We start from the raw sequence: 21,985 nt of genomic DNA on the forward strand, positions 1-21,985 counted from the left end.
CTGGGGAAGGAGCCGGGCTGGTGGCCTGGGACGAGTGGGAGCAGTTGAAGGCCGCAGCGGCTGAGAGAAGCTCGACACATATGCAGCTGAACCAGTTGCCGCCGGAGGACTTGCCGAACGCCGGGGCGCCCGTGGGTGACCTGGCCGTTTCCCAGAAGGATCTGGCGGCGATCGGGAACGAGGCGTTCGGGCTGTACAACCGGCTGTGGAAGGAAGCACGCGTCGCGGACACGGATGACTGCGGAAGCGCGTTGTCCGGTGAGGGACTCGCGCTGGGTGGCGCGCTCCGGCATGTCGCCACCCGCTGGGACCGCCAGTTGGGCACCCTCATGGACGCCTGCGCTCTCATCTCCAACCACATGGACTTCACCAAGAACGCCCATCAGGGCGACGAGTACCACATCGAACGCCATGTGAGCAGCATCCAGACTCTCGACGCGGGCTTCGCCGAGTCCTGGGCGGCCCGGGGTGACAAGAGCCCAGTCCACGGTGAGCAGGAAAAGAAGAAGGACTGAGAGGCCGGCCTGTGGACTTCGAATCACTTCACTCCGCCAACTTCGCGAAGCTCGATGACACGGTCACCGACTGGACGAGCATGCTGGCGAAGCTCAAGAACCTGGAGCGGGACGCGCACAAGGGCCTGAAGGGAATGGCCGACAAGGCGAACTGGGCCGGGTACAACGCCGCGGTCTCTCGGGAGTTCATCGGCAAGACGGCGGGAGAGTTCGCCGACGCCCACACCCAGGCCACTTCGATACGCGACATTCTCCAGGACACCCGTGACGAGCTGAAGGCCCAGCAGAGGCTTCTCAGGGAGGCTGTCGAGCGAGGGCGCGGCCAGCGGATCACCGTCAAGGTGCACGGGCACGGGTTCACCGTGGAGGCCGACCCGGGCGCCAAGGACGTCGCCCAGAAGCAAGTCGACACGCTGCGGGACGAGCTCCTGGTCATCATCGACAAGGCCACGGAGATCGACTCCACGGCGGCCACCTCGCTCAAAGCCCTGGTGGACCTCACGGACTACGGGTTCACCGACGCGAAGTACAAGGACCGCGACAGCGCGGCAGCAGCGATCCGGACCGCCGAGAAGCTCGCCAAGGTGGCCGCCAAGGACCTCGACGACCTCACTGTCGACGAATTCGACCAACTCAACGCGGGTCTGGCCGAGAACTCGGGAGACCAGCTCTTCGCCGAGCGCTTCGCCGAGCAACTGGGGGCGAAGGGGGTGCTCGAGTTCTGGGCCGGCGTCAATGACCGGGGCATCGACCGCGACCTTGCGACCGGCCGCCGCGACCAGTTCGACGACCTGCAGAAGCACCTCGGTCTCACCCTTGCCGCGGCATCCCAGGCGGACACGCCGGAGATGGCGAAGTGGAAGCGCGAGATGACCGACTTGGGCGGCCAGCCCGTGGGGCAGTACGGGTTCACCCGCGGGTTCCAGGTGATGAGCAACCTCATGCGCTGGGGCGACTACGACGACACTTTCCTGAACGACTACGGCCGGGCGCTGATGAAGGTGGAGAAGGAGGCGAGCGACAACGGACGGCACGCGGCCTGGATGTCTCCGGCCCACATGGGCCCCTCCCTCAACCGGACCGGCACGGACAGCGGCTCGGACCCTCTCGTCGGATACCTGAAGGCTCTCTCCAACAACCCGGGCGCCGGCGCGGAGTTCTTCAACGAGCCGTTCCTGACGAAGGACGATGACCACGAGTTCGAGAGGGACACGGACGGAGACACCTTCAAGGGGAAGGTGGGTCTGAGCAACTTCCAGTACCTGTTCGAGGAACGGCACTGGCCGCCGGAGGTGGACACCAAGGGCGAGGACAGCATCGAGGGCCGCAACAACCTCGCGCTCGCCCTGGAGGCGGCCGCGACCGGTCACGGAGCGGGGGAGATGCCCACCACCGACACTCCGGCGCACAGCCGCGAACAGGCCCGCCTGGTCGAGAGCATCGTCACCTCGGTCTCCCAGGTTCCTGACCGCCTCCTGAACAACGGCTACATGTCGGACAGCCTGGGGCGGATCACGGCGGAGTACATGCCGGATGTGCACCGGGGGCTGCACGCAGGAAAGGTGCATGAGCCCCTTCTCTTCCCCGCCTCCGGTGAAACGGCCAAGCTGGACACTCATGACCTGACGAGATTCTTGTACACAGTCGGCCAGAATCCGGAAGGATACGCGGCGGTCAGCGTCGGGCAACATAGCTACACTGCCAATCTGATGCAATACCACTTCGCACACCCTCAAGCCCACTTCGAGGATCCAGCACTCACAAACCGCGAATCACTCAAGGAAACCATCCATAAGATCGCGGAAACGAGCGGCGAGGTTCAAGGCACGATCGGAGCTGGGCGGGCATACGCCAACGAGGTCGAGGGCGGCGAGGCGGACAAGAAATTCAATGATGGGCTCGAGACAGCCAGCACATGGATCAGTTCGGGGATCGGCATCGGTATCGGCGTCGTGACCACTCCCACCGTCGGACCGGGAGGTTTGGTGGCTGGTGGAGTTGCGGGCACCGCCGCCGACGAGATTCTCAGCGCGTTGACCGAAGGCCTGATGAAGGACAGCTCGGACGAGGTCATCTACCGCAACGGCAAGGAGATCTCGGATACTCAGGAATCCACCTACAACCTCCTTGAATCAGCCGCGCAGAAGGCAGCCGAGCACGCTGGGAACCCCGCGTCAGACATTGTGTCCGGCGTAGGCACAGCAGCAGAAAGAGGCTTCGTCAACGCTCACGCGAGCGTCAGCACGCACATGGATGGCCAGGGATTGCCACGTGAACTCGACAAGAAGAAGGAGTAGGGACGTGGCTCGTCCAAGAAAGGTACACGTCACGCTGGTGGTCGTGCTGACAGTTGCGGCGCTGACAACGGGCGTGCTGTACGCATGGGGCCTGCCGCCCTTCGAGCGGCGCGCGGAGATCACCGCAGGCGAGGTCTGTGCTCCTTTCGGCGATGCGTCGAACGCCTTGCCGGCACTCGACACTGTGTTGCCGGATCGGCCGGAGTACTCCTTCAGCCGAAGCGGCAACGGGCCTCGAAGCGTCGGCGGCAGTTGGGTCGGCTATCGGTTGGGATGCGATGTGCGTTCGGCGGATGGGTCGGTCCTGCTGTACTCCACGGCCGAGTTCACGGACTACGAACCGGCCAGGCAGGACTGGATCGACGAGGTACTCATCCACGGTTCTGACGACACCCAGACGTTCACGGCCGGGACTCTGGCGGTGGTGGGGGACGGGCAAGCGGCCGTCAACGTGCCGTGCCTGTCAACGAAGCAGGCGGCGCTCGGCCCTCAGGGGCTTCAGGTGGGTGTCTACCTTCGGGAGTACGAGCGGCCGGCAAGCGCAGCCCTTCGGCAGAGCCTGGCCGACCTGGCCGTCAGTGCGGCGCACTACGCCCACCGGGACGCCCGGTGCGACCTTCCGTCGAAGCTCCCTGACTCGGCGCCGCGGCTCACTCGGAGCAACTGACTGACGCGCCCTGTACGCAGAGACGACACAGGGCCGGGGTGGGCACCTCCCGCACTGCCCACTCCGGCCCTGATGCTCGTGATGGTGACCGGCCGACTTTAGAAGTAGCCGGCGGCTCGCTTGTCGCCCGCCTGGTAGGCGGGGGCGGCCTCGGCGACGGCCTTGGCGATGGCCTTGAGGGACTGGAGGATGGCGCGGCTCTCCGCGTCCCACTTGGCGTGGTTGGCGTCAGCCGCGGTCCGGGCCTCACCCTCGAAGGTGTCGGAGATCTGCCGGATCTTCGCCTGGATGCCCTCCAGCGAGTAGTAGAGGCGCTCGGCCTGGGCCTTGATCGTCTGCGACGCGGCATCCAGGGACGAGTAGGTGACGACCATGGTCCCGTCGTCGAACTTGCTGGTCACGTTCACTCCTTATGAGGCAGTGGTGGTGTGGCGGTGGTGATGTGGCTGAGGAGCGCGGGTGCTCGGCGGCGCTCAGTAGCTGGACAGGTTCGAGGTGCGGGCCTGCGCGGCCGCGTCACCGGAGTAGCCGTCGACCACGTCGATACCGCGCAGCGCACGCTCGACGTCGTCGTCCGTGTTGCCGGCGATCACACGGGTGGCCTCGATCGCCTCCTGGAAGATCAGCATCAGCTTGCCGATACGCACCATGCCGTTGTTGATCTGGGTCTGCTTGACGTCGAACGCTCCAGCGCCGATGCCTCGCCAGTTGCCTTCCAGGCTGTCGATGACGCCCTGGAGGCTCTGCAGCTGGCCCTTGACGTCATTGAAGGACTCGGTGATCTCGTTCTGCAGGCTGACGAGATTGACGCCATTGACCTTCTGGACTGCCATGTTCCTCTCCCTCTGCTGGGTTCGTTGGTGGAGGGGGCCAGTCGGTTGACCGGCCCGAGGTGGTGTCGAGGGACTGCTCAGGCCTGACGACGGCGGCGGGCCACCAGTGCGCCCGCACCGGCGAGGACGGCGGTGGCCGCGATGGCTCCGCCGATGAGGTACGCGGAGTTGGTGCCGCCGGAGTCGTCGGCCTTGCCGCTCGCCGAGCCGGCCAGGGCGGGGTTGTCGCCGGATGGGGCGGCGTCGGGGGCTTGCTTGGAGGTGCCGGGAGTCGGGGACTTCGACGCGGAGCCGGGCTTGCCGCCGACGCGCTTGCCGGTGTCCGGGCTGACGTCGGGGTCGCCGGGCTTGCCGAGGCCGCGGGTGATGTGGGCGTTGGGACGGACCACACCGTGCCCGACTTGGCGGCTGACCGTGCCGGGCTCCCAGTTCTCGCCGCGGCCTGCTGACTCGAACATGACCCGGAGGACCTGGTTGCCGGTCCACTCGGGGTGCTTGGACCAGATCAGGGCGGCGGTGGCGGAGGCTAGAGCGGTGGCCCCGCTGGTGCCCTGGATCTTGCAGTATCGCGTGAACGTCTCGTCACACCAGCCCAGGAGATCTGCTCCAGGAGCAGAGATGTCGACCTTGTCACCGTGCTGAGAGAACTTGGCGACTCTGCCTTCCGAAGTGGTCGCACCTACGGCGACCGCCTCGGGGTAGGCACCCGGATAGGACTCCGCGTTTCCTTTGTCACCCGAGTTCCCGACAGCGGCGAAGAACAACTTGCCCTTGGCCTGTGCGTACTCGATGGCGTCACGAACATCGTGGCTGTAGTACTCGCTGCCCCACGACATGCTGATGATCTGGGCATCGCTGTCGGCGGCTGCGCGGATGGCCTGCCTGATGTCGAAGGCGTTCACTTTGTTGTTGTTCTGCATCTCGGTGTCGGCCACCCGGTAAGGAATGATTTTGGCTTCGGGGGCCAGCCCTTGCAGGCCACCACCTCTGCCAGTCCCTGCGATGAGTTCGGCCATCGTGGTTCCGTGACCGGTGTAGTCATCCTTCTCGTCACCCTTGACACCGGTGAAGTCCCGACCGGAAAGGATTTGACCCCGCAGGGAGGGCACCGAGTCATTGACGCCGCTGTCGATCACCGCGACCTTGATGCCCTCCCCCTTCGTCGACTTCCAGATCTCGTCGACGTGCATAGCGTCCAAGTACCACTGGCTGCCTTGGGGATCAGCGGCGGGAGCGGCGGCGGCAGGGCCGACAGCCGTCATGGTCCAAGCGGCTGCCGCGGCGACGGCACAGTGGCGGACACGCCTCGCTCGTCGTACGGGAGCCGGATGGGTTGCTGGCGTCATGGTGACTTCGGACCTTCCGCGTGCCTAGTCGATCACCGGGGGGACGATATTCCTGCGCCTGGATGCCCAGGTCTCCTCGTCCTCCGTCAGGTAGTCCGGACGAGCTGCCTCGTTCCGGTCGTTCTGCTTGCTTCCGCGACGCCTGTTGCCGCGCGTGCCTCCGGCGGTGCTGTCTGGCTGAGGGCCGCCCTTCGGAGTGCCTACAACTCCGTTCACGCTGGCAGTGCCACGTCCTGTGGAGCGGGAGGAGCCCGCAGCCTGTTGCGCGCCGATCACTCCACCCGGCATGGGACGGGAGGTTGACGTGCGCCCTCCCGCGGCGGATTCACCACCGATGACGGTGCCCCGAGGAACCCGTGATCCTGTACCGGTGGTAGGGCGCTGCTGTGGTGTACCTCCCACAATCCCGCCTTGCGAGCCCCGAGCACCGAAGGCCCCACCGCTGGAGCGGCCACCGGCCCCCTGAGCCACGGCACCGCCGGATCGACCCGCCGTCGGCCCCTGGGCCGCACCACCCGGCATCCCGGCTCGTCCGGCGGCACCGGACCCGTTACCGACGCCGTGAGCGCCCACGGGTCCTCCGGGGCGGCCCGTCGCCGAAGCCGATCCACCTCGGCTACCGGACGCCCCTGCAGGACGTCCGGCCATGCCTGCGGCGGTCCCTCCCCTGGCCGAGCCGCCACCGACCGCGTTTGCAGGTCGGCCCGTCGCGTTGACACCCGGAATGCCGCCTGGGCGTCGTACACCAGAGGTCCCACCAGCAGTGGGCGGGGCCTTGGCCGGCCTGATCGGAGGTACCCCTCCCACCATGTGAGGGGGCACGGCACCCGTAGCGGCCGGACCAGTTGCAGGCAGCTGCGTCGCCGTCGGTGGCTGCGCCGGAGGAGCCAGCGGCCCAACGCTGTTGATCTCCGTACGCTGGCCGCCTCCGATGGCTTCGATCGGCCTTGCCTGGGTGAGATCCGTCTGCACAGGGATGTCACCCGACTGAGTGGTGGTGATCCGTACAGTGCCGCCTTCCAACGGAGTCCTACCCGCGAGGTTTGAGTGCCTCGTCGATCCCCCACTCGGAGCGGCTTCGTCGTTCTTCAAACCCGATGGCGGCGGCACCGCCGCCCCCAGCGGCTTCGGAAGCGTAGGCGGTTCCTGCGCCGCGAGCATGGTCTCCGAGACCGAGTAGAAGGAGGCCAGGCGGTTCATCTGGTTGATGGCCTCCTGGCGGTCTTTCTCGACCTTGACGGCCTTCTGGTAGTCCGGGTTGTCCGTCCCGCGCTCGATGAGGGGGAAGTCCTCGGGGCGCTTCTGGACGAGACGGCCGTCACGCGGGGGTACCGAGTTGCGGACGGACGTCAGACCGGTGGCGGCGATCTCCATCTGGGCGCCGACGGCGTTGGCGAACGTGCCGAGACCGTAGGTGTAGGTGGTCAGTTCGCTGCCGAAGCGGCGGAACTCCTCGGCGCCCGCGCCCTTCCACTCGGTCGCGCGGACATAGCCGTCCAGTTGCTTCGCGGCATCGTTCAGCGCCTCGGTGACCCGCTGCAGTCTGCGGCCGGCCTCCGACAGGTCGGCCGGGTTGGCGCTGTCGAGCAGGTCCAGCATGGAATTGAGCGGTACGTCCTCGAAGGAGGTGCGTCCACCGAAGACACCGAAGAACGGCAGCTGCTGGACGGCGGCGACCTTCTTGGTCACGCTCTCGGCAGCCGTGTCGAAGGCCTGCTGGTAGTCCTCCACCTGCTCGTGGCGCTGGTCCGCGGTCTGCGGTGCCGGCGGCTTGGGCTCAGTCATCGGCGGTCACCCCATGTCCTTGGTCACGTTGGGAGCGTCCCTCTGCTCGCGCTCCGGCGCGGACGCGCCGCCCTGCGCCTTGTCCCACGCCTTGTCCAGCTTCGTGTAGATGGCGTGGAAGCTCCGCCGCGTGTCGTCGTCCACGTCGTCGTAGCCGACGTCGGCCGCGTGGACGCCGAGCCGGTAGAGCTCGATCTGGTCGTTCAGGGACTTGGAGAGGGTGAGGAGCGACTGGTGGACCCGGTTGTACTGGGTGTAGAAACCGTCCGCCTCGGCGAAGCACATGCCCGTGCCCAGCGAGTCGCGGGTCACTCCCGGATCGGCCACCCTGGTCTTGCCGGCCGCGCCGCCCTCGAACTCCGTCAGGAGTCTGTCCACTTGTGCCTTGAAGGCTCGCAGCGCACCTTCGCCGCGTACGACATCAGTCACCGCCAACGCCCCCCGTCACCTGCCGCGTCGAGCACGATGCCCGTTCCTCCCCGTTTGCTTCTGTTGTCGTGGAACTGCTCACGACGTGCGCTCCGCCACTCTAGCCACCGGGTATGACAACGAACCAATGGGTAGGGCGGGCCCAAGCCACCCTCGCGGGTGCTCAGTTCCGTACCGTGCGAGTGCAACGTCAGGCGCGGCGGCGGGCGTCGCGGGCGGCGATGGCGGCGCCGGAGACGGCCGCGATCAGGACGGCGCCGCCGACGATGACATAGGTGGCCAGGCGGGCGTTGCGCTGGTCGGGGGTCTCGCCGAGGTGGTACGCGCCGGGGGCAGGCGCCTCGGCGCGGGTGATGCCCTCGCGGGCGACCGGCTTCTCGACCGGGGTGTCGTCCTCGGTGAGCGCGCGCACCGGGTCGACCACGCCCCAGCCGACGAGCCGGTCGTGTCCGGCGGTGGAGCGTTCGGCGGTCTGCTGGATCTGGGCGACGATCTGCCGCTGGGTCCAGTCGGGGTGTTTGGCTTTGAGCAGGGCGGCCACCCCGGCGACGTACGGGGCGGCGAAGCTGGTGCCGTTGTCGGCGCAGTGCCCTCCGCCCGGCACGGTGCTCACCATGTCGACGCCGGGCGCGGCGACGCCCACGAAGTCCCCTGACTGGGAGAACTGGGCCCGCTCGTTGTTGCGGTCGGAGGCGGCGACGGCCAGGACGCCCTTGAAGGAGGCGGGGTAGGTGCGCTTCACATTGCCGCCGAGGCCGTCGTTGCCGGCGGAGGCGACGACCACGATGTTGCGGGAGAGGGCTTCGTCGACGGCTTGTTCCAGGACGGGGGCGGGGCGGAGGGCCTTCGCGGTGTCCTGGGAGATGTTGATGACGTCGGCCTTCTCGTCGATGGCATGACGGATGGCGGTGGCGAGGGTCTCGGCGGTGCCGTTGCCGTAGGCGTCGTTCTGCTGGATGGGGATGATCGTCGCATCCGGGGCGAGGCCGCTGAAGCCGGTGCCCTCGGCGGGCCGGGCGGCGATGATCCCGGCGACCTTGGTGCCGTGGCCGACGGTGTCGGTGGTGCCGTTCTCCTTGCCCCGCTCCACCGGGTCGCCGCCTGCGTCCTTGGCCTTCATCGGGATGAGGTTGATCCCGCTGCGAGTGTCGACGGCCTTGGTGAGCTGCGGGTTCTTCACGTCCACGCCGGTGTCGATGACGGCGACGCGCACGTTCTGGCCGGTGGACTGCTTCCACACCTCGTCCAGCAGCACCCGCTGGAGGGACCAGGGGCGGCCCTCGTAGGGCTTGTTGGGGAAGGAGCACTGCTGGGGGGTGTCCGCGCGGGCGGTGGGCGACGTGAAGACGGAGACCAGGGTGGCCAGGGCGGCGGCCGCCACCAGCGCGAGCCGCTGGGCGTAGGGGGAAAAAATCACGGCCGCCTCTCAGGAGCCCTGCGGCTGGCGGGCGGCGCCCGTGGAGAGCCGGGGGCCGGTCGGGAGCAGGGCGGACCAGGATGCCGGTACGGGCAGCGGCGGGACGTCCTGGTAGCCGAGTCGGCTCTGCGCCTGCTGGGCCTCCAGGGCCTGGGCCTCGCGCTCCTTGGCGGAGTCCGGGGAGCCGATGCCGGCGTCGTCGGTCGCCGTGTCCCCGTTGGACTGGAGGGCGTAGCGCAGTCCGGTGTCGGTGACCAGGAAGAGGAAGCCGGTGTCGGTGCGGGAGCCGGTGAACTGCCGGTACATCTGACCGGATCCGGGGGTGACGTACGCGCTGCTGGAGCCGGTGGGCAGGGGCGCCGGGAAGTCGTCGCCGGACCAGGTGCTGAGCGTGGTGGAGCCGCTGTCCCGGTCGACGCCGCGCAGCACGTTGCAGACGGTGTTGCGGCTGCCCTCGGCGGTGGAGGCCTCGTTCACCGGCCTGGGGGTCTGCTGGGGCCAGCGGATGTCGGCGTGGAACGCGGCGCCCGGGAGGATGGCGCCGGGATCGACCGGGGTGGCCTGGCTGTGCTGGCCCAGAATCATCAACGGGCGGCTGCTGAGGAGCAGTTTGGCGGTGAAGTCGGAGACGGGCGCGACCCGGTCGGCCAGGACCACATAGTGCTGGCGGCGGGTGCCGTCGGGTGCGGTGAGGACCATGCCGACCTTGCGCAGCGCCGGATCGAGGCTGCCGGGGACGTCCGCGTCCGCACCCGGGTCGCCGGGAACGGTGGGGAAGGTGATCCGGTCGCCCCGGTGGAGGGTCTTCAGCCAGGCGTCGGAGACGCGCTGGGCGGTCCGGTGCTGGCCGACGAGCTGGCGGAGCAGCAGTTCGTCGTTCTGGACCGGGTAGGCGGTGCCGCCGGCGTCGACGATGTGACGGGTCTTGTCCGGGCCTTCCACGTAGAGGAGTTCGCCGCCGGTGAGGCGGTCGCGGTCGTCGGTGCGCCGCTCGTCGCGCTGGGCGAAGACGAAGGTGGCCTTCTGGATGGCCCGGCCGCCCTGGCCGGGGCGTTCGCACACCGCCCACCGCTTGGCCGTGCCGGCCTCCTTGGCGTCGGGGAGCCGGTCGGGCGCGTAGGGGATGCCGAGGGTGGCGCCGTGCGGGATCTTCCCGCTGTCCAGCACCGACTCGTCGACGTTGACGACCTTTCCGCCGTCCTGCTTCATCAGCAGTTTGGCGGAGGACATGTTGAGCACCGGGTGGAGCTGCTTGCGGTCACCGGTGCGCAGCACCACGTACCGGGTGGTCGACTTGCTGGCGATGATGACGTTCTGACCGGGCTCGTCCCAGTCCTGCGGGGCGACCGGTTTGAACATGCCCCAGGCGGCGAACACCGCGAGGACCACGACGGCGACGATCGCCCCCGGCAGGACACCGCGCAGCGGGCGGGGCGCGCCCTCCTCCGAACCGGTGGAGCTGGGTTGCGTGAACTGCGCGACCAGCCGCCGCTTCGCGAAGGTGTACGCGTTGAGTTCATCCCGTCGCGATGCCATCTGGTCTCTGTGCTCCTTGTCCCTCTGCCCGGGGGCTCCCGGGGCTCGCCGAGGCCTGGGGCGCCGCCGTGCCGCCCCTACTATGCCTGCCGCCGGACGGGGGACCGCGCTCAGGTAGGGTGATCGGCCGATGAGCGCCCGGGCGGGCCGGTAGGGACAACGACCGGACGGACCGGCACACTTCGCGAGCGGATACAGCGGATACGCGGTGATGACGGGCCGTGCGCCACGGACGGACGTGCACCACGGACAGACAGGGGCAGACGGCGGCGATGGGTACCGGGACGCGCACGCGCGAGCGGCACACCGGCGGTGGACCGGCCCCGGGCCGTGTCCGGGGACGGCGGCGCGAGGCCACATCCGCGGCGCCCGCCCCGGGCGGCACCCCGGCGTCCGTCTCACTCCTCCCGCTCTCGGCCACCGGCCGGATCGGCCCGGTGGAGCTGCGCCAGCTGGTCCTGGTCGAACTCGCCCTGGTGCTGGTCGCGGTGGCCCTGGCGGTCGGCGGTACGCCGCTGCTGGTCGCGGCGGGTTCGGTGGCCGTGCTGCTCGTCCTCCTCGCCGTACTGCGCCGCCGCGGCCGGCCCGTCCAGGACTGGCTCAGCTCGACGCTCGCGCTGCGAGGGCGCCGGCGCGCCACCCGTCCGGCGGCCGCGGACACCGACCCCGCGTTGGCCGTGGTCGCGGAGGGCCTGCCGGGGCTGCGCCCGTACCCCTATGTGGACCGGGAGCGGCGCACGGTCGGCATGCTCGGGGACGGCACCTTCCTCACCGCGGTGGTACGGGTCGAGGCGAGCGGGCGGTCGCTGCGCCCCGCCTCGGGCTCCCGTGCCCTGCCCCTCTCGGTACTGGGCGGCGCGCTCGAAGTGGACGACATCCGGCCGGAGTCGGTCCAGCTGGTCCAGCAGGTGCGCCCGGCGCCCGCGCCCCATCTGCCCCAGCAGTCGGTGGCCCGGGTGTCGTACGCCGCGCTCCAGCGGGACAAGGAGACCAGCACCCCGGCGCTGCGGGTGACCTGGGTAGCCGTCAAGCTCGACCCGGAGCTCTGCCGGGAGGCGGTCGCCGCCCGGGGCGGCGGTGTGGAGGGCGCCCAGCGCTGCCTGGTCCGGCTCGCCGACCATGTCGCCAGCCGGCTGTCGGGCACCGGCTTCCAGGCCGTCGTCCTGGACCAGGAGGAGGTCAACTCCGCACTGGCCATGGCGGCTTGCGCCAGCCCGCGACTGGCCGGACGTGCCGAAGGAGCCGGGGTGGCCGGGACGCGCAGGACGGCGGAGACCGCACGGGTGTGGCGCTGCGACGACCGCTGGCACACCACGTACGCCGTGGGGCGCTGGCCCAGGCTGGGCCGCGCCGCGGTACCGCTGCCCGCCCTGGTCTCCCGGCTCACCGCCGTCCCCGCCTTCGCCACCACCCTGTCGGTGACCCTGCGGCGGGGAGCCCGCCAGGGGACGGTGGAGCTGGCCTGCCACCTCCGGGTCACCGGCGGCTCCGACACCGAACTGGTCAACGTACGAAGGGCCTTGGAGGAGGCGGGCCGCACCGAGCGGGTGGGCCTGCTCCGACTGGACCGGGAGCAGCTGCCCGGCGTACTGGCGACGCTGCCGCTGGGAGGCGCCCGATGAGGACCAGTCTCGGGACGGGGGCCAGAGGGCTGCGGGGGATGTTCGGGCCCCGGCACGCGGGCCACTTCCTGGCGGTCGACCAACTCGGCGCGCTGGCCATGCCGGTGGGGGACGACGGGGTGGTGGTGGGGGACGACGCCCAGGGCCGCCCGCAGATGGTCGGCTTCCACCGGGCCACCGCGTACGAGGTGCTGCTGATCGGCGGCCTGTGGACGGCCCAGGTGATCGCCCTGCGCGCGGCGGGGACGGGCGCCCGGGTCGCCGTGGAGACCGGCCGCGCACGGGAGTGGACCGCGCTGGCGCAGACGGCGGGCGCCGGGGTGCCCTGTGTGACCGTGCACGATGTCGGGCGGGTGCCGCCCATGGGCGCCTCGGTGAGCAGCCCGGCGGTCATCGTGCGCGACTGCGGGATGCGGCCGCCGCGTGGCCGGGTGGTGGCCTCGCCCTGGCAGTCGGTGCTGACCCTGCTGCCCTACCTCAGCCCGGTCGCCCCGCGGCTGATGCGGTCGGCCTCCCTGGTGGGCGTCCAGCGGGTCTCCCCGGAGGAGAGTGAACTCATCGGGCGCGTACTGGGGTTGACCCAGGTGGAGGTCGACGCGCTGCCCACGCTGGCCGACGGTGTCACCCTCTGGTGTTCCGGTGCCGAGCGGAGCTGGGTGATGACCGCGCCCACGGATGCCGAGTCCGGTCTGCTCGGGCTGCCCCGGCGGATGGACTGACCCGGTCCGGCCCGCCCCTCGGCTCCCCTAGGATGCTGCGGGATGCTTCAGGTGGCACGGAGCCCGGGCGGGGACGCGCCACCGGGGAGGGTGCACCACCCGCCGGCACACCGCACCGCCCGGAGGAAAGGGGGCCCGCGATGGGCAGCGCACAGGAGAAGGACGAGCTGTACGCCCTGGACATCTCCGATGTCGAATGGCACGGCGCCCCGGGCACCAGCCCGGACGAGGAGCGGGTCGAGATCGCCTATCTGCCGGGGGGCGCGGTCGCGATGCGGTCGTCCCTGGACCCGGACACCGTGCTGCGGTACACCGAGGCGGAGTGGCGTGCCTTCGTCCTGGGCGCGCGGGACGGCGAGTTCGACCTGATGTGACGGCCGCCCGAGGTGGCGCCTGAGGTGACGGGCGCCCGGCCCTGACGGGCGCCCGAGATGACGGGCGCCCGGTCGGGACCGATGGCGGGCCGCCGGGCCGGGTAGACGGTCGTCGGCAGGGGCCGGGGACGGGGCTGCCGGTCGGGATCGGCTGACGTTTAGGGTGGTTCGCAGAGCCGGGACCATCGACGGCCAGTCGATCACCCCCGCCCGCCAAGACGAGGGCGCTCGACCACACCAGGAGGCAAAGTGAACGGCGATCGCGACGACATCCACGGGAACTGGAACGTTCCCGTCGACGAGTCCGACGCGGAACCCGTCGAGGTGACGGGTGAGTTCACCATCGACTACACCCCGCCCGCCTGGTACACGCAGAACGCGGGCGAGTCCGCGCGGGCCGGCGGGACACCGGCGGACGAGGCTCCGGTGCCGCCGGGGCCGGAGCAGGGCTTCCCGGCCGCGCCCCCCGCCCCTCCGGCTTCCCCGGTCGTGAGCGCCGCAGCCGCCGATGAGCAGCAGCCGTCGGCGGGTACGGACACCGGCCCGGACCACGGCCCGGATCAGGGATCTGATACGGGAGCGGGCACGGACGCCGTTGCGGTGGCCGCCGCCGGGGCGGCGCCGGAGGGCGATGCACCGGCCGGACCCGCAGGGGCTCCCGCCGCCGTGGCTCCCGCCACCGAGGACGAGAGCGCCCCGGCGCTGGAGAGCGCCGAGGAGCCGGAGAGCGCCGAAGTGCCGGAGAGCGCCGAAGTGCCGGAGAGCGCCGAAGTGCCGGAGAGCGCCGAAGTGCCGGAGGGGGTCGCTCCCTCGACGGCGCCCGCTCCTGGTGAGCCGGTGGACCCTCCGGTCGCCGAGACGGCCGGGGCCGGTGGTCCGGTCACCGAGACGCCGTCGCAGTCCGTTCCGTCGCGGTCCGTTCCATCGGCGCCCGTTCCCGCTGCGCCGCCCGCTCCGGTCGACGACCCCTTCGGGTCGGGGGATCTGGAAAGCGGTGCCACCATGCGCTTCTCCCCCGCCGCGCTGAAGCGCGAGATGGCGGAGGCGGCCGAGCGTGAGGCGGCGGCCACCGGTGACGCGGTGCCCGGCGCCCCCGTGCCGCAGCAGGCCGCGCCCCAGCAGCCCGCCGCCCAGCCGCCGGTCACACAACCGCCGGTCACTCCGCCCGTCCCGGGAGGACCCGTACCCGCGACGCCCGGGCAGGTGCTGCCGCCGCTGCCTCCCGCGTACCAGCCCGCCACCCCGGCCGATGCCCCGCAGTGGCCGCCCCACGGCGGCCAGGCCGGTCCCGCCCCAGCGGGCGGCCCGGTTCCGGCGCCGCCGCACGGGGGCGGTTGGCCGCCGGCAGCGCCTCCGCAGCCGGCGCCCGGCGCCCCGCAGAGCGGCTACGGCTTCCCGGGCCCCGAGCAGCCGGGCCAGCCCGCTCAGCCGGGCCACCCCGGCCCCGGCCAGCCCTGGCCGGCCCAGCCCGTACCGCCCGGCCCCTCGGGTGCGGTGCCGCCGCAGGCACCACCCGTGCCCGGCTTCCCGCACCCGGCCGCGCCCCAGCAGCCCACCCCGGCACAGCACCATGCCCCGGCCCCGGCCCCGGCGCAGCAGCCGGCCCCGGACCAGCCGCCCATGCCCGCCCCGCCGCAGGCCCAGCCTTACGCGCAACCGCAGCCCCAGGCACAGCCGCAGGGCGGGTACGGCCTCCCGCAGCCGGAGGCCGGCGGCTACGGCTTCCCGCACCCCGGTACCCCCCAGCCCGGGCAGGCCCAGCAGCCCGGAGGCTACGGCTTCCCGCCCCCCGGCGGGCCGCAGCCGGACGGGCCGCAGCCGGACGGGTACTCCGCCGGTCCGCAGCCCGGCGGGCACCACCCCGACCAGCCGCAGGCGGGCCCCACTCCCCCGGTGGACCCGAGGGCCGGGGCGGCATGGCCCACGTCGGTCGCCCATGACCAGCGTGAGCGTTCCGTACCGGGCGCGCCGCTGGGCTACACGGCCGCCGTGGAGCTCTCCTCCGACCGGCTGCTGCGCAACGCCAAGCAGAAGGCCAAGTCGAGCCGTACGCCCTCGTCCCGGTTCAAGCTGGGCGGCAAGAAGGAGGAGGCGGAGCGGCAGCGCAAGCTGGACCTGATCCGCACCCCGGTGCTCTCCTGCTACCGGATCGCGGTCATCTCCCTCAAGGGCGGTGTCGGCAAGACGACCACCACCACCGCGCTGGGCGCCACCCTCGCCACCGAGCGGCAGGACAAGATCCTGGCGATCGACGCCAACCCGGACGCCGGGACGCTCGGCCGCCGGGTCCGCCGGGAGACCGGGGCGACCATCCGCGACCTGGTGCAGGCGATCCCGTACCTCAACTCGTACATGGACATCCGGCGGTTCACCTCGCAGGCGCCGTCCGGCCTGGAGATCATCGCCAACGATGTGGACCCCGCGGTGTCCACCACCTTCAACGACGAGGACTACCGCCGGGCGATCGACGTCCTCGGCAAGCAGTACCCGGTGATCCTCACCGACTCCGGCACCGGTCTCCTCTACAGCGCCATGCGCGGGGTGCTGGACCTGGCCGACCAGCTGATCATCATCTCCACGCCGTCGGTGGACGGGGCGTCCAGCGCCTCCACCACCCTGGACTGGCTCTCCGCGCACGGGTATGCCGACCTGGTGCGGCGCTCGCTCACGGTCATCTCGGGTGTCCGCGAGACCGGCAAGATGATCAAGGTCGAGGACATCGTGCAGCACTTCGAGACCCGCTGCCGCGGGGTGGTCGTGGTGCCGTTCGACGAGCATCTGGCGGCCGGTGCCGAGGTGGACCTCGACATGATGCGGCCCAAGACCCGTGAGGCGTACTTCAACCTCTCGGCGCTGGTGGCCGAGGACTTCGCCCGGGCCCAGCAGGCGCAGGGGCTCTGGACCGGCGACGGCCACGGCTCCGTACCGCCGCATATGGCTCCCCCGCTGCCGGGTCAGCCGGTGCCCGGGCAGGCCCCCGCCCCGGGGCAGCCGTACCCCGGCCAGCCATACTCCGCCGCGCCCGGGCAGCCGTACCAGGCCCAGCCGGCACCGGGGCAGCCCCACCCCGGCCAGCCGTATCCGCCGCAGCCGGGCCAACCGGCCCCCTACCCCGACCCGTACGCCCAGCCCCAGCCGTACCCGCAGCAGGACCAGCAGCAGCCGCAGCAACCGCAGCAGGGGCCACCCCCGCAGTAGGCGGTCACCGCCACACACGGACGAGGGTCCGCACCGTCTCCACTCCGGTGCGGACCCTCGTCCGTGTCACGGGCCGGGCACGACCCCTCGGGGGCTACGCCTGGGCGATCAGTTCGCGGCAGCGCTGCACGTCCACCGCCATCGCCTCCAGCAGTTCCTCGATCGAGGAGAACTTCAACTGGCCGCGTACGTAGGCCAGGAAGTCGATGCCCACATGCTGGCCGTACAGATCGAGCCCGATCCGGTCGATTGCGTACGCCTCGACCGTGCGCTCCTTGCCGTCGAACTGCGGGTTGGTGCCGACCGAGATGGCGGCGGGCATCCGCTCACCGTCGGCCAGCAGCCAGCCGGCGTAGACCCCGTCGGCCGGGACGGCGGTGTGCGGGAGGGTGTCCACATTCGCCGTGGGGTAGCCCAGTTCGCGGCCGCGCTGCGCGCCGCGGACGACCGTGCCCTCGACCCGGTGCGGGCGGCCCAGGATCTCGGCGGCCCCGGCCACATCGCCCTCGGCGACCAGCCGGCGGGTCAGGGTGGAGGAGAACGGCTTGCCGCCGCCTGCCTCGCCCGTGACGAACAGGTCCACGACCTCCACCTCGTAGTCGTAGGTGGAGCCCAGCTCGGTGAGGAAGTCGACATTGCCGGCGGCCCGGTGCCCGAAGCGGAAGTTGGGGCCCTCGATGACCGCGCGGGCGTGCAACTTGTCCACCAGGACCTTGACCACGAAGTCGGCCGGGGAGAGCTGGGAGAACTCCGCGGTGAACGGCAGCACCAGCACCGCGTCCACGCCGAGGCCGGCCATCAGCTCGGCCCGCCGGTGGTGCGGGGCGAGCAGCGGGGGGTGGCTGCCCGGGCGCACCACCTCGGAGGGGTGGGGTTCGAAGGTGACGACGACGGCGGGGACGCCGAGCTGACGGGCCCGCTCCACCGCCCGTCCGATGATCAGCTGGTGTCCCCGGTGGACCCCGTCGTACGAGCCGATGGTGACGACGCTGCGCCCCCAGTCCTGGGGGATGTCCTCCAAGCCGTGCCAGCGCTGCACTGTGACCGCTCCTCGCCCGAACCCTTGTACGGCATGAACCATTACGCAGGACTAAGACTGCCATGCCGGTGCGGTTCGGCCAGCATCGGTGTCAGGTCCGACCGCTGGTAACAGGGGTGTGAGGTGTCGGAACCGAGCAGGGGGAGCCAGGTCGCCGGGTCGGCGGCGGCCCAGCGGGCGGTGAGCGCGGCGAAGGCGGGTCGTTCGGCGGCGAGCCCGGCCAGTCGCGCGCGCAGTCGGTCTCCGCCCTCGGGGGTACGGGTCCAGAGCTGCCCGGTGCGGCGGACCAGGTCCCGGGTGCGGGACTCGGTGCGCAGCCCGGCGCCCGCCGCGGCGGTCTCCAGCAGGGCGTCCAGCACGACCGGGTCGGGGCCCCGCCGCTCCTCCACCGCCAGCAGTTCGTCCAGCAGTTCGGTGCGCGCCACCAGGGAGGCCGGGGAGCCGGGGGTGGCCAGCACCCGGGCGAGGGCCGCCCGGACCTCGGCGGGCCCCTCCCGCAGCAGCCCGCCGACCAGCGGGGAGAGTACGGCGTGGGTGACCGGTCCGCGTTCCAGGCAGCGATCGAGGTACGCGGCGGTGTTCCGGGCGCCGCCGGGATGGCGGGCCGTGTAGGCGGCGACCAGCGCGGCGGCGCGTCGGACCAGGGACGGGGCCTCGGCGGCGGCCAGCACCTCCATCACGGCACCCGCGTCCCGGTCGGCGGCCAGCCGCTCGTGGAAGGCGGCGAGTACCGGCTCGGGGTGGCTGGTGAGCGCGGGGGCCAGAGCCTGCGGGGGCAGTGCCGGGTCGCCGTCCTGGAAGGCGGCCAGGGCGCGGGGCAGCTGGTCGGCGCGGGTCTCGGGGTCGGCGACCAGCAGCGCCAGGGCCGGGCCGTGTGACTCGGTGTCGCCGGGGCGGTCCAGCAGGGCGAGCGCCGCGTAGTGCAGCAGCCGCCGGTCGGCGGGGGTGGTGGCGTGGGCGGCGGCGAGCGGCGCGTACCGGGCGGCGGCGCTGCGCCGCTCCGGCCGGGCGCCGTCATGGGCCCAGCGGTCCACGGCCCGGCAGAGGACGGTGGGCTCGTCCTCGGCGAGGGCGGCGAGGAGGTCACCGGCGCGCGGGTGGGCGGTGGCGACCAGGGCCTCGCACAGGTCGTCCGGGGCGAGCGCCCGGTGGGCATGCAGCAGGGCCTGCGCAGCGTCGCCGACGGTCGGCCGCTCCCGGGCACCCGGGGCGGCGGGCAGCGCGCGCTCGTCGCCGAACCAGCGGCACAGCAGCGGCTGGACCCCGCGCGGATCGGCGGCCAGCCACCGGGCGGCGGTGGCCGGAAACCCCGTCACCGCTTCCCCGGAGCCCTCGGACGGTACGTCGGCGGGCAGCAGTCGGCGGAGCAGATCGGCGCGCTCGTCCCCGGAGAGCGGCAGCCCCTCCCAGAACCAGGGGCCGAAGGCGACGGGGGCACTCCCGGCCGCCGCGAGACGGTCGGCGAGCAGCCGCAGGGTGCCGAGATGCGGGCGGAGGTCGGGGGTCCGTTCCAGGGTGCCGCCCAGCAGCCGTCCGGCCCACCAGCGGGCGTCCGGGACCCGGGGCCGGGCGGAGTCGGCGGGGAGCCGGTCCAGGGCGTGCACCAGCCGCTGGAGTCGGTGGTCGAGGGCGGCGGGGCCGTGCACCCTGCCCAGCAGCAGCATGGCCTGGACGACCGGCCCGACCCGGTCCCTGGGCACCGGAGCCACCCCCGGCCCCTCGCCCTCCGCTCCCCCGCGCATGACCAGGGCGTCCAGGGCCGCGTCGAGGTCCAGATGGGCGCCCTGGAGCCAGTCGGCGACCTCCTCGTGGGCGAAGCGGTAGCCGGGCCCGGCCGGAACCAGCAGGCCCTCGGTCAGCACCGCGGACGCCCAGCCGGTGCTCCAGGGGAACAGCTCCTCGAAGGACGCCCGGTCCAGCCCGCCCTGCCCCGGCCCCAGACACCGGCGGGCCGCCTCGTGGACCCGTCCCGCCACCCGGGCGGCCAGCCGCCGGACCTCGGCGCCCCGGGGCGCCGGACGGGAGGCGGCGGCGACCCGGACGGCGACCCGGAGGCAGCTCAGGTCGAGATGGGCGGCGAACACCTCCTCGCGCCGGGGACGGCCCATGCTCCCGGCGACGACCCCCTCGGCCCACCCGGGCCGGCCATCACCCCCACCGGCGGCCCCCTCAGCCCGGCTCCCACCGGCGGCCCCCTCAGCCCGCTCGGGTCGGTCATCACCCCCGGCGACGGGCCCCTCCGCCCACCCGGGTAGACCGTCGTTCCTGGCAGCGGACCCCTCCTCGTGCCGGGCCCAGCCGTCGTTCCCGGCGGCGAACACCTCCGGGCGCCGCAACCGGCCATCACCCCCACCGGCGGCCCCCTCCGCCCGACTGGCGGCCCCCTCCGCCCGCCCAGGCCAGCCCTCGCCCCCGGCGATGGCCCCCTCCTCGCGCCCAGGGCGGCCGATGCTCCCGGCGACAGACGTTCCCTTCCGCCCGGGCCGACCGCCGCTCCCATCGGCGGCCCCCTCCCCACACCCCTGCCGACCGCCACCCCCGCCAGCCGGCAGCGCGGCTCGGACCTCCGCCAGCAGCCGCAGGGTCAGCGGATGGCGGCCGTCCGCCTCGGTGAGGGCGTCGGCAGGCAGGCCGTACCGCTGCCGGGCCCGGCCGGCCTCGCGGGCGGAGAGGTCGCCGAGGTGGACGGCGTCCGGCAGCCGGGGGGCGGGCCGTCCGGGGCGGTGCAGGGCCCCGGACGGGTACAGGGCGCCCGCTCGCTCCCAGTGCTCGGGGCGGCAGGCGGTGATCAGCCGGGCGCCATGGGCGTGCAGCCAATGGGCGGTGGCGACGGTCCAGTCGGGCAGCCGGTGGGCGAGCCCGGGCGGCATCTCCTCCGGGCCGTCGAGGAGTACGAGGAGGGGGCGGCCGGACTCGCGGGCGAGCCGCGCCACCCGCTCGGGCGTGGCGGTGGCCATGTCTCCGGAAGCCCCGGAGCAGGCGGCGATCCGCCCGGCCTGGCGCAGTGCGCGGGCCAGGGCGTCGGCGAGTGAGGCGTCGCCGTCGGCGAGGTCCGCGCCGCGCAGCCGCAGCGTGGGGGCGGGTTCCGGGCCCCGGGCGCGGCGGGCGGTGAGCGCGGCGAGTTCGGTGCTGCGGCCCGTACCGGGGTCGCCGACCAGGGCGCAGACGGCGGCGGTGGAGGAGAGGGCGAGGAAGGCGTCCAGTTCGCGGGTGAGGTGGCGGCGTTCGACGGGCGGGAGGCCGGTATCCGGTGCGTCGGCGCCGGTGGTGGCGGTGAGCTGGAGGGCGCCGGCCAGGTTGAGGTCTTCGCCGTAGGCGGGGACGGTGGCGGCGTTGCGGGCGAGCAGCGCGGCGAGCGGTCCGTGCGGGTCGGTGGCGGCGGCGTGGGCGAGCGGGACGGCGAAGCCGGCGGCGCGGTGGCCGGTGTGCAGGGCGCCGCCGAGGACGGCGAGGACGGCGCCGGTGGCCGGGTCCAGGACCGGGGCGCCCGCACAGTGGGTGGTGCGCAGCGCCTCACCGGCGTCGGTGCCCATGGCGAGTTCCAGGACGCCGTCGATGCGGTGGAAATGCTCGGTGGCGGTGTAGGTCACGGAGGCCGGGCCCAGCACCCGGGCCTGGCGGGGGCCGTCGGCGTGGAAGCGGAGGTAGGTCCCGGCCGGGACGCCGGTACGGGTGGCGATGGGCAGGGGGCTGAGGCCCAGGCCCTCGGTGCGGATCAGGGCGAGACCGGCGGCGGGCAGCGGGACCACGGCATCGGCATCGGCGGTGTACGCGGTCCCGTCCGGGCCCTGGACGGTGGCGCGGGTGAGTCCGTCGACGGTCTGGTGGCTGGTGACGACGGTGCCGTGGTCGTCGGCGGCGAATCCGGCGCCGCGCAGCCGGCCGGCCGGGTCGCGGATCCACACCGGTTCGGGGCCGCCGTCATCGAGGGGGCAACTCTCCCCCGCCGGACGGCCGTTGTCCCCTACGCCCGCGGCCGGGGCCGGGGGCTCGTCGGGCACCCGGCCGTCGAGCCGGTCGTCGAGCCGGTCGGGGTTCCGTACCGGTTCCGTCCTCCGGTCCGCGCGTTCCATGGTCCGACGGTAGGCCGAGGGTGATCACCGGGGAGCGGGGAAGGCGAACGCGCCCCCTCGCGCGACCCCCGTTCACTCCGAGCGCCCGGCCGACCGGGTGAGAAGGTGGCGTGAAGTGGACAGTCTGTTGCCGAG

16 protein-coding genes are annotated in these 21,985 nt (G+C 72.4%); 7 read left to right on the plus strand and 9 right to left on the minus strand.

Annotated features, from left to right (window positions below; all coding sequences use genetic code 11):
• Positions 1-20 precede the first annotated feature (20 nt).
• Genes ABZ945_RS20645 through ABZ945_RS20655 form a run of 3 tightly spaced genes read left to right on the plus strand, consistent with a single transcriptional unit; the run spans position 21 to position 3,479 of the window.
• Complete coding sequence (locus ABZ945_RS20645; protein WP_361271372.1) at positions 21-515, plus strand: hypothetical protein; 495 nt, start codon at positions 21-23, stop codon at positions 513-515.
• An 11-nt stretch (positions 516-526) separates the two neighbouring features.
• Positions 527-2,812 (plus strand): DUF6571 family protein, encoded by a 2,286-nt coding sequence (locus ABZ945_RS20650; protein WP_361271374.1) that lies wholly within the window; start codon positions 527-529, stop codon positions 2,810-2,812.
• A gap of 43 nt (positions 2,813-2,855) precedes the next feature.
• Positions 2,856-3,479, plus strand: coding sequence for a hypothetical protein (locus tag ABZ945_RS20655; protein ID WP_361271377.1), 624 nt, complete (start codon positions 2,856-2,858; stop codon positions 3,477-3,479).
• Positions 3,480-3,577: 98 nt separating this feature from the next.
• Here the strand turns inward: ABZ945_RS20655 and ABZ945_RS20660 are convergent, their stop codons facing one another.
• From ABZ945_RS20660 to eccB, 7 genes are all read right to left on the minus strand, one after another.
• Positions 3,578-3,880, minus strand: coding sequence for a WXG100 family type VII secretion target (locus ABZ945_RS20660; protein ID WP_361271380.1), 303 nt, complete (start codon positions 3,878-3,880; stop codon positions 3,578-3,580).
• A 72-nt stretch (positions 3,881-3,952) separates the two neighbouring features.
• Positions 3,953-4,312 (minus strand): WXG100 family type VII secretion target, encoded by a 360-nt coding sequence (locus ABZ945_RS20665; protein WP_361271383.1) that lies wholly within the window; start codon positions 4,310-4,312, stop codon positions 3,953-3,955.
• A 77-nt stretch (positions 4,313-4,389) separates the two neighbouring features.
• Positions 4,390-5,502: a S8 family serine peptidase gene (locus ABZ945_RS20670; protein WP_361271385.1), complete on the minus strand. Its 1,113-nt coding sequence runs from the start codon at positions 5,500-5,502 to the stop codon at positions 4,390-4,392.
• A gap of 180 nt (positions 5,503-5,682) precedes the next feature.
• Positions 5,683-7,443 (minus strand): hypothetical protein, encoded by a 1,761-nt coding sequence (locus tag ABZ945_RS20675; RefSeq protein ID WP_361271387.1) that lies wholly within the window; start codon positions 7,441-7,443, stop codon positions 5,683-5,685.
• Between the two features lie 6 nt (positions 7,444-7,449).
• On the minus strand, positions 7,450-7,821 hold the full coding sequence (locus tag ABZ945_RS20680; RefSeq protein ID WP_361271390.1) for a hypothetical protein: 372 nt from the start codon (positions 7,819-7,821) through the stop codon (positions 7,450-7,452).
• 241 nt (positions 7,822-8,062) lie between these two features.
• Entirely contained in the window at positions 8,063-9,238 is a 1,176-nt protein-coding gene (gene mycP, locus ABZ945_RS20685) for a type VII secretion-associated serine protease mycosin (RefSeq protein WP_361271550.1), read from the minus strand.
• 60 nt (positions 9,239-9,298) lie between these two features.
• Positions 9,299-10,825 carry a type VII secretion protein EccB gene (gene eccB / locus ABZ945_RS20690; RefSeq protein WP_361271393.1) on the minus strand — a complete coding sequence of 509 codons (1,527 nt, stop codon included), beginning with the start codon at positions 10,823-10,825 and terminating at the stop codon, positions 9,299-9,301.
• 428 nt (positions 10,826-11,253) lie between these two features.
• Between eccB and eccE the strand changes: the two genes are divergently transcribed.
• The 4 genes from eccE (at position 11,254) to ABZ945_RS20710 (ending at position 16,738) form a co-directional block, all read left to right on the plus strand.
• On the plus strand, positions 11,254-12,447 hold the full coding sequence (eccE, locus tag ABZ945_RS20695) for a type VII secretion protein EccE (protein ID WP_361271553.1): 1,194 nt from the start codon (positions 11,254-11,256) through the stop codon (positions 12,445-12,447).
• Positions 12,444-13,166, plus strand: coding sequence for a hypothetical protein (locus ABZ945_RS20700; protein ID WP_361271396.1), 723 nt, complete (start codon positions 12,444-12,446; stop codon positions 13,164-13,166). Before eccE ends, ABZ945_RS20700 begins: the two co-directional genes overlap by 4 nt.
• Before the next feature lie 140 nt (positions 13,167-13,306).
• Positions 13,307-13,540, plus strand: a complete 234-nt coding sequence (locus ABZ945_RS20705) for a DUF397 domain-containing protein (RefSeq protein ID WP_248636213.1) — start codon at positions 13,307-13,309, stop codon at positions 13,538-13,540.
• A 249-nt stretch (positions 13,541-13,789) separates the two neighbouring features.
• Positions 13,790-16,738 (plus strand): SCO5717 family growth-regulating ATPase, encoded by a 2,949-nt coding sequence (locus ABZ945_RS20710; RefSeq protein ID WP_361271399.1) that lies wholly within the window; start codon positions 13,790-13,792, stop codon positions 16,736-16,738.
• Between the two features lie 94 nt (positions 16,739-16,832).
• Here the strand turns inward: ABZ945_RS20710 and ABZ945_RS20715 are convergent, their stop codons facing one another.
• Together ABZ945_RS20715 and ABZ945_RS20720 are read right to left on the minus strand one after the other, a co-directional pair.
• Complete coding sequence (locus ABZ945_RS20715) at positions 16,833-17,777, minus strand: bifunctional riboflavin kinase/FAD synthetase (protein ID WP_361271402.1); 945 nt, start codon at positions 17,775-17,777, stop codon at positions 16,833-16,835.
• A 41-nt stretch (positions 17,778-17,818) separates the two neighbouring features.
• The gene (locus ABZ945_RS20720) at positions 17,819-21,850 is read right to left on the minus strand and encodes a serine protease (protein WP_361271405.1); all 4,032 of its coding nucleotides are present in this window, start codon (positions 21,848-21,850) and stop codon (positions 17,819-17,821) included.
• Between the last annotated feature and the right edge of the window lie 135 nt (positions 21,851-21,985).

This window comes from Streptomyces sp. NPDC046887 (genome assembly GCF_040644755.1).
Taxonomy (GTDB): domain Bacteria; phylum Actinomycetota; class Actinomycetes; order Streptomycetales; family Streptomycetaceae; genus Streptomyces; species Streptomyces lichenis.

Excerpts from the sequence above, each read along its gene's own strand:
- ABZ945_RS20670 (WP_361271385.1), bottom strand. The coding sequence starts at position 5,502 with ATGCACGTCGACGAGATCTGGAAGTCGACGAAGGGGGAGGGCATCAAG.
- eccB (WP_361271393.1), bottom strand. The coding sequence starts at position 10,825 with ATGGCATCGCGACGGGATGAACTCAACGCGTACACCTTCGCGAAGCGG.
- ABZ945_RS20705 (WP_248636213.1), top strand. The coding sequence starts at position 13,307 with ATGGGCAGCGCACAGGAGAAGGACGAGCTGTACGCCCTGGACATCTCC.
- ABZ945_RS20675 (WP_361271387.1), bottom strand. The coding sequence starts at position 7,443 with ATGACTGAGCCCAAGCCGCCGGCACCGCAGACCGCGGACCAGCGCCAC.
- ABZ945_RS20720 (WP_361271405.1), bottom strand. The coding sequence starts at position 21,850 with ATGGAACGCGCGGACCGGAGGACGGAACCGGTACGGAACCCCGACCGG.
- ABZ945_RS20665 (WP_361271383.1), bottom strand. The coding sequence starts at position 4,312 with ATGGCAGTCCAGAAGGTCAATGGCGTCAATCTCGTCAGCCTGCAGAAC.
- ABZ945_RS20700 (WP_361271396.1), top strand. The coding sequence starts at position 12,444 with ATGAGGACCAGTCTCGGGACGGGGGCCAGAGGGCTGCGGGGGATGTTC.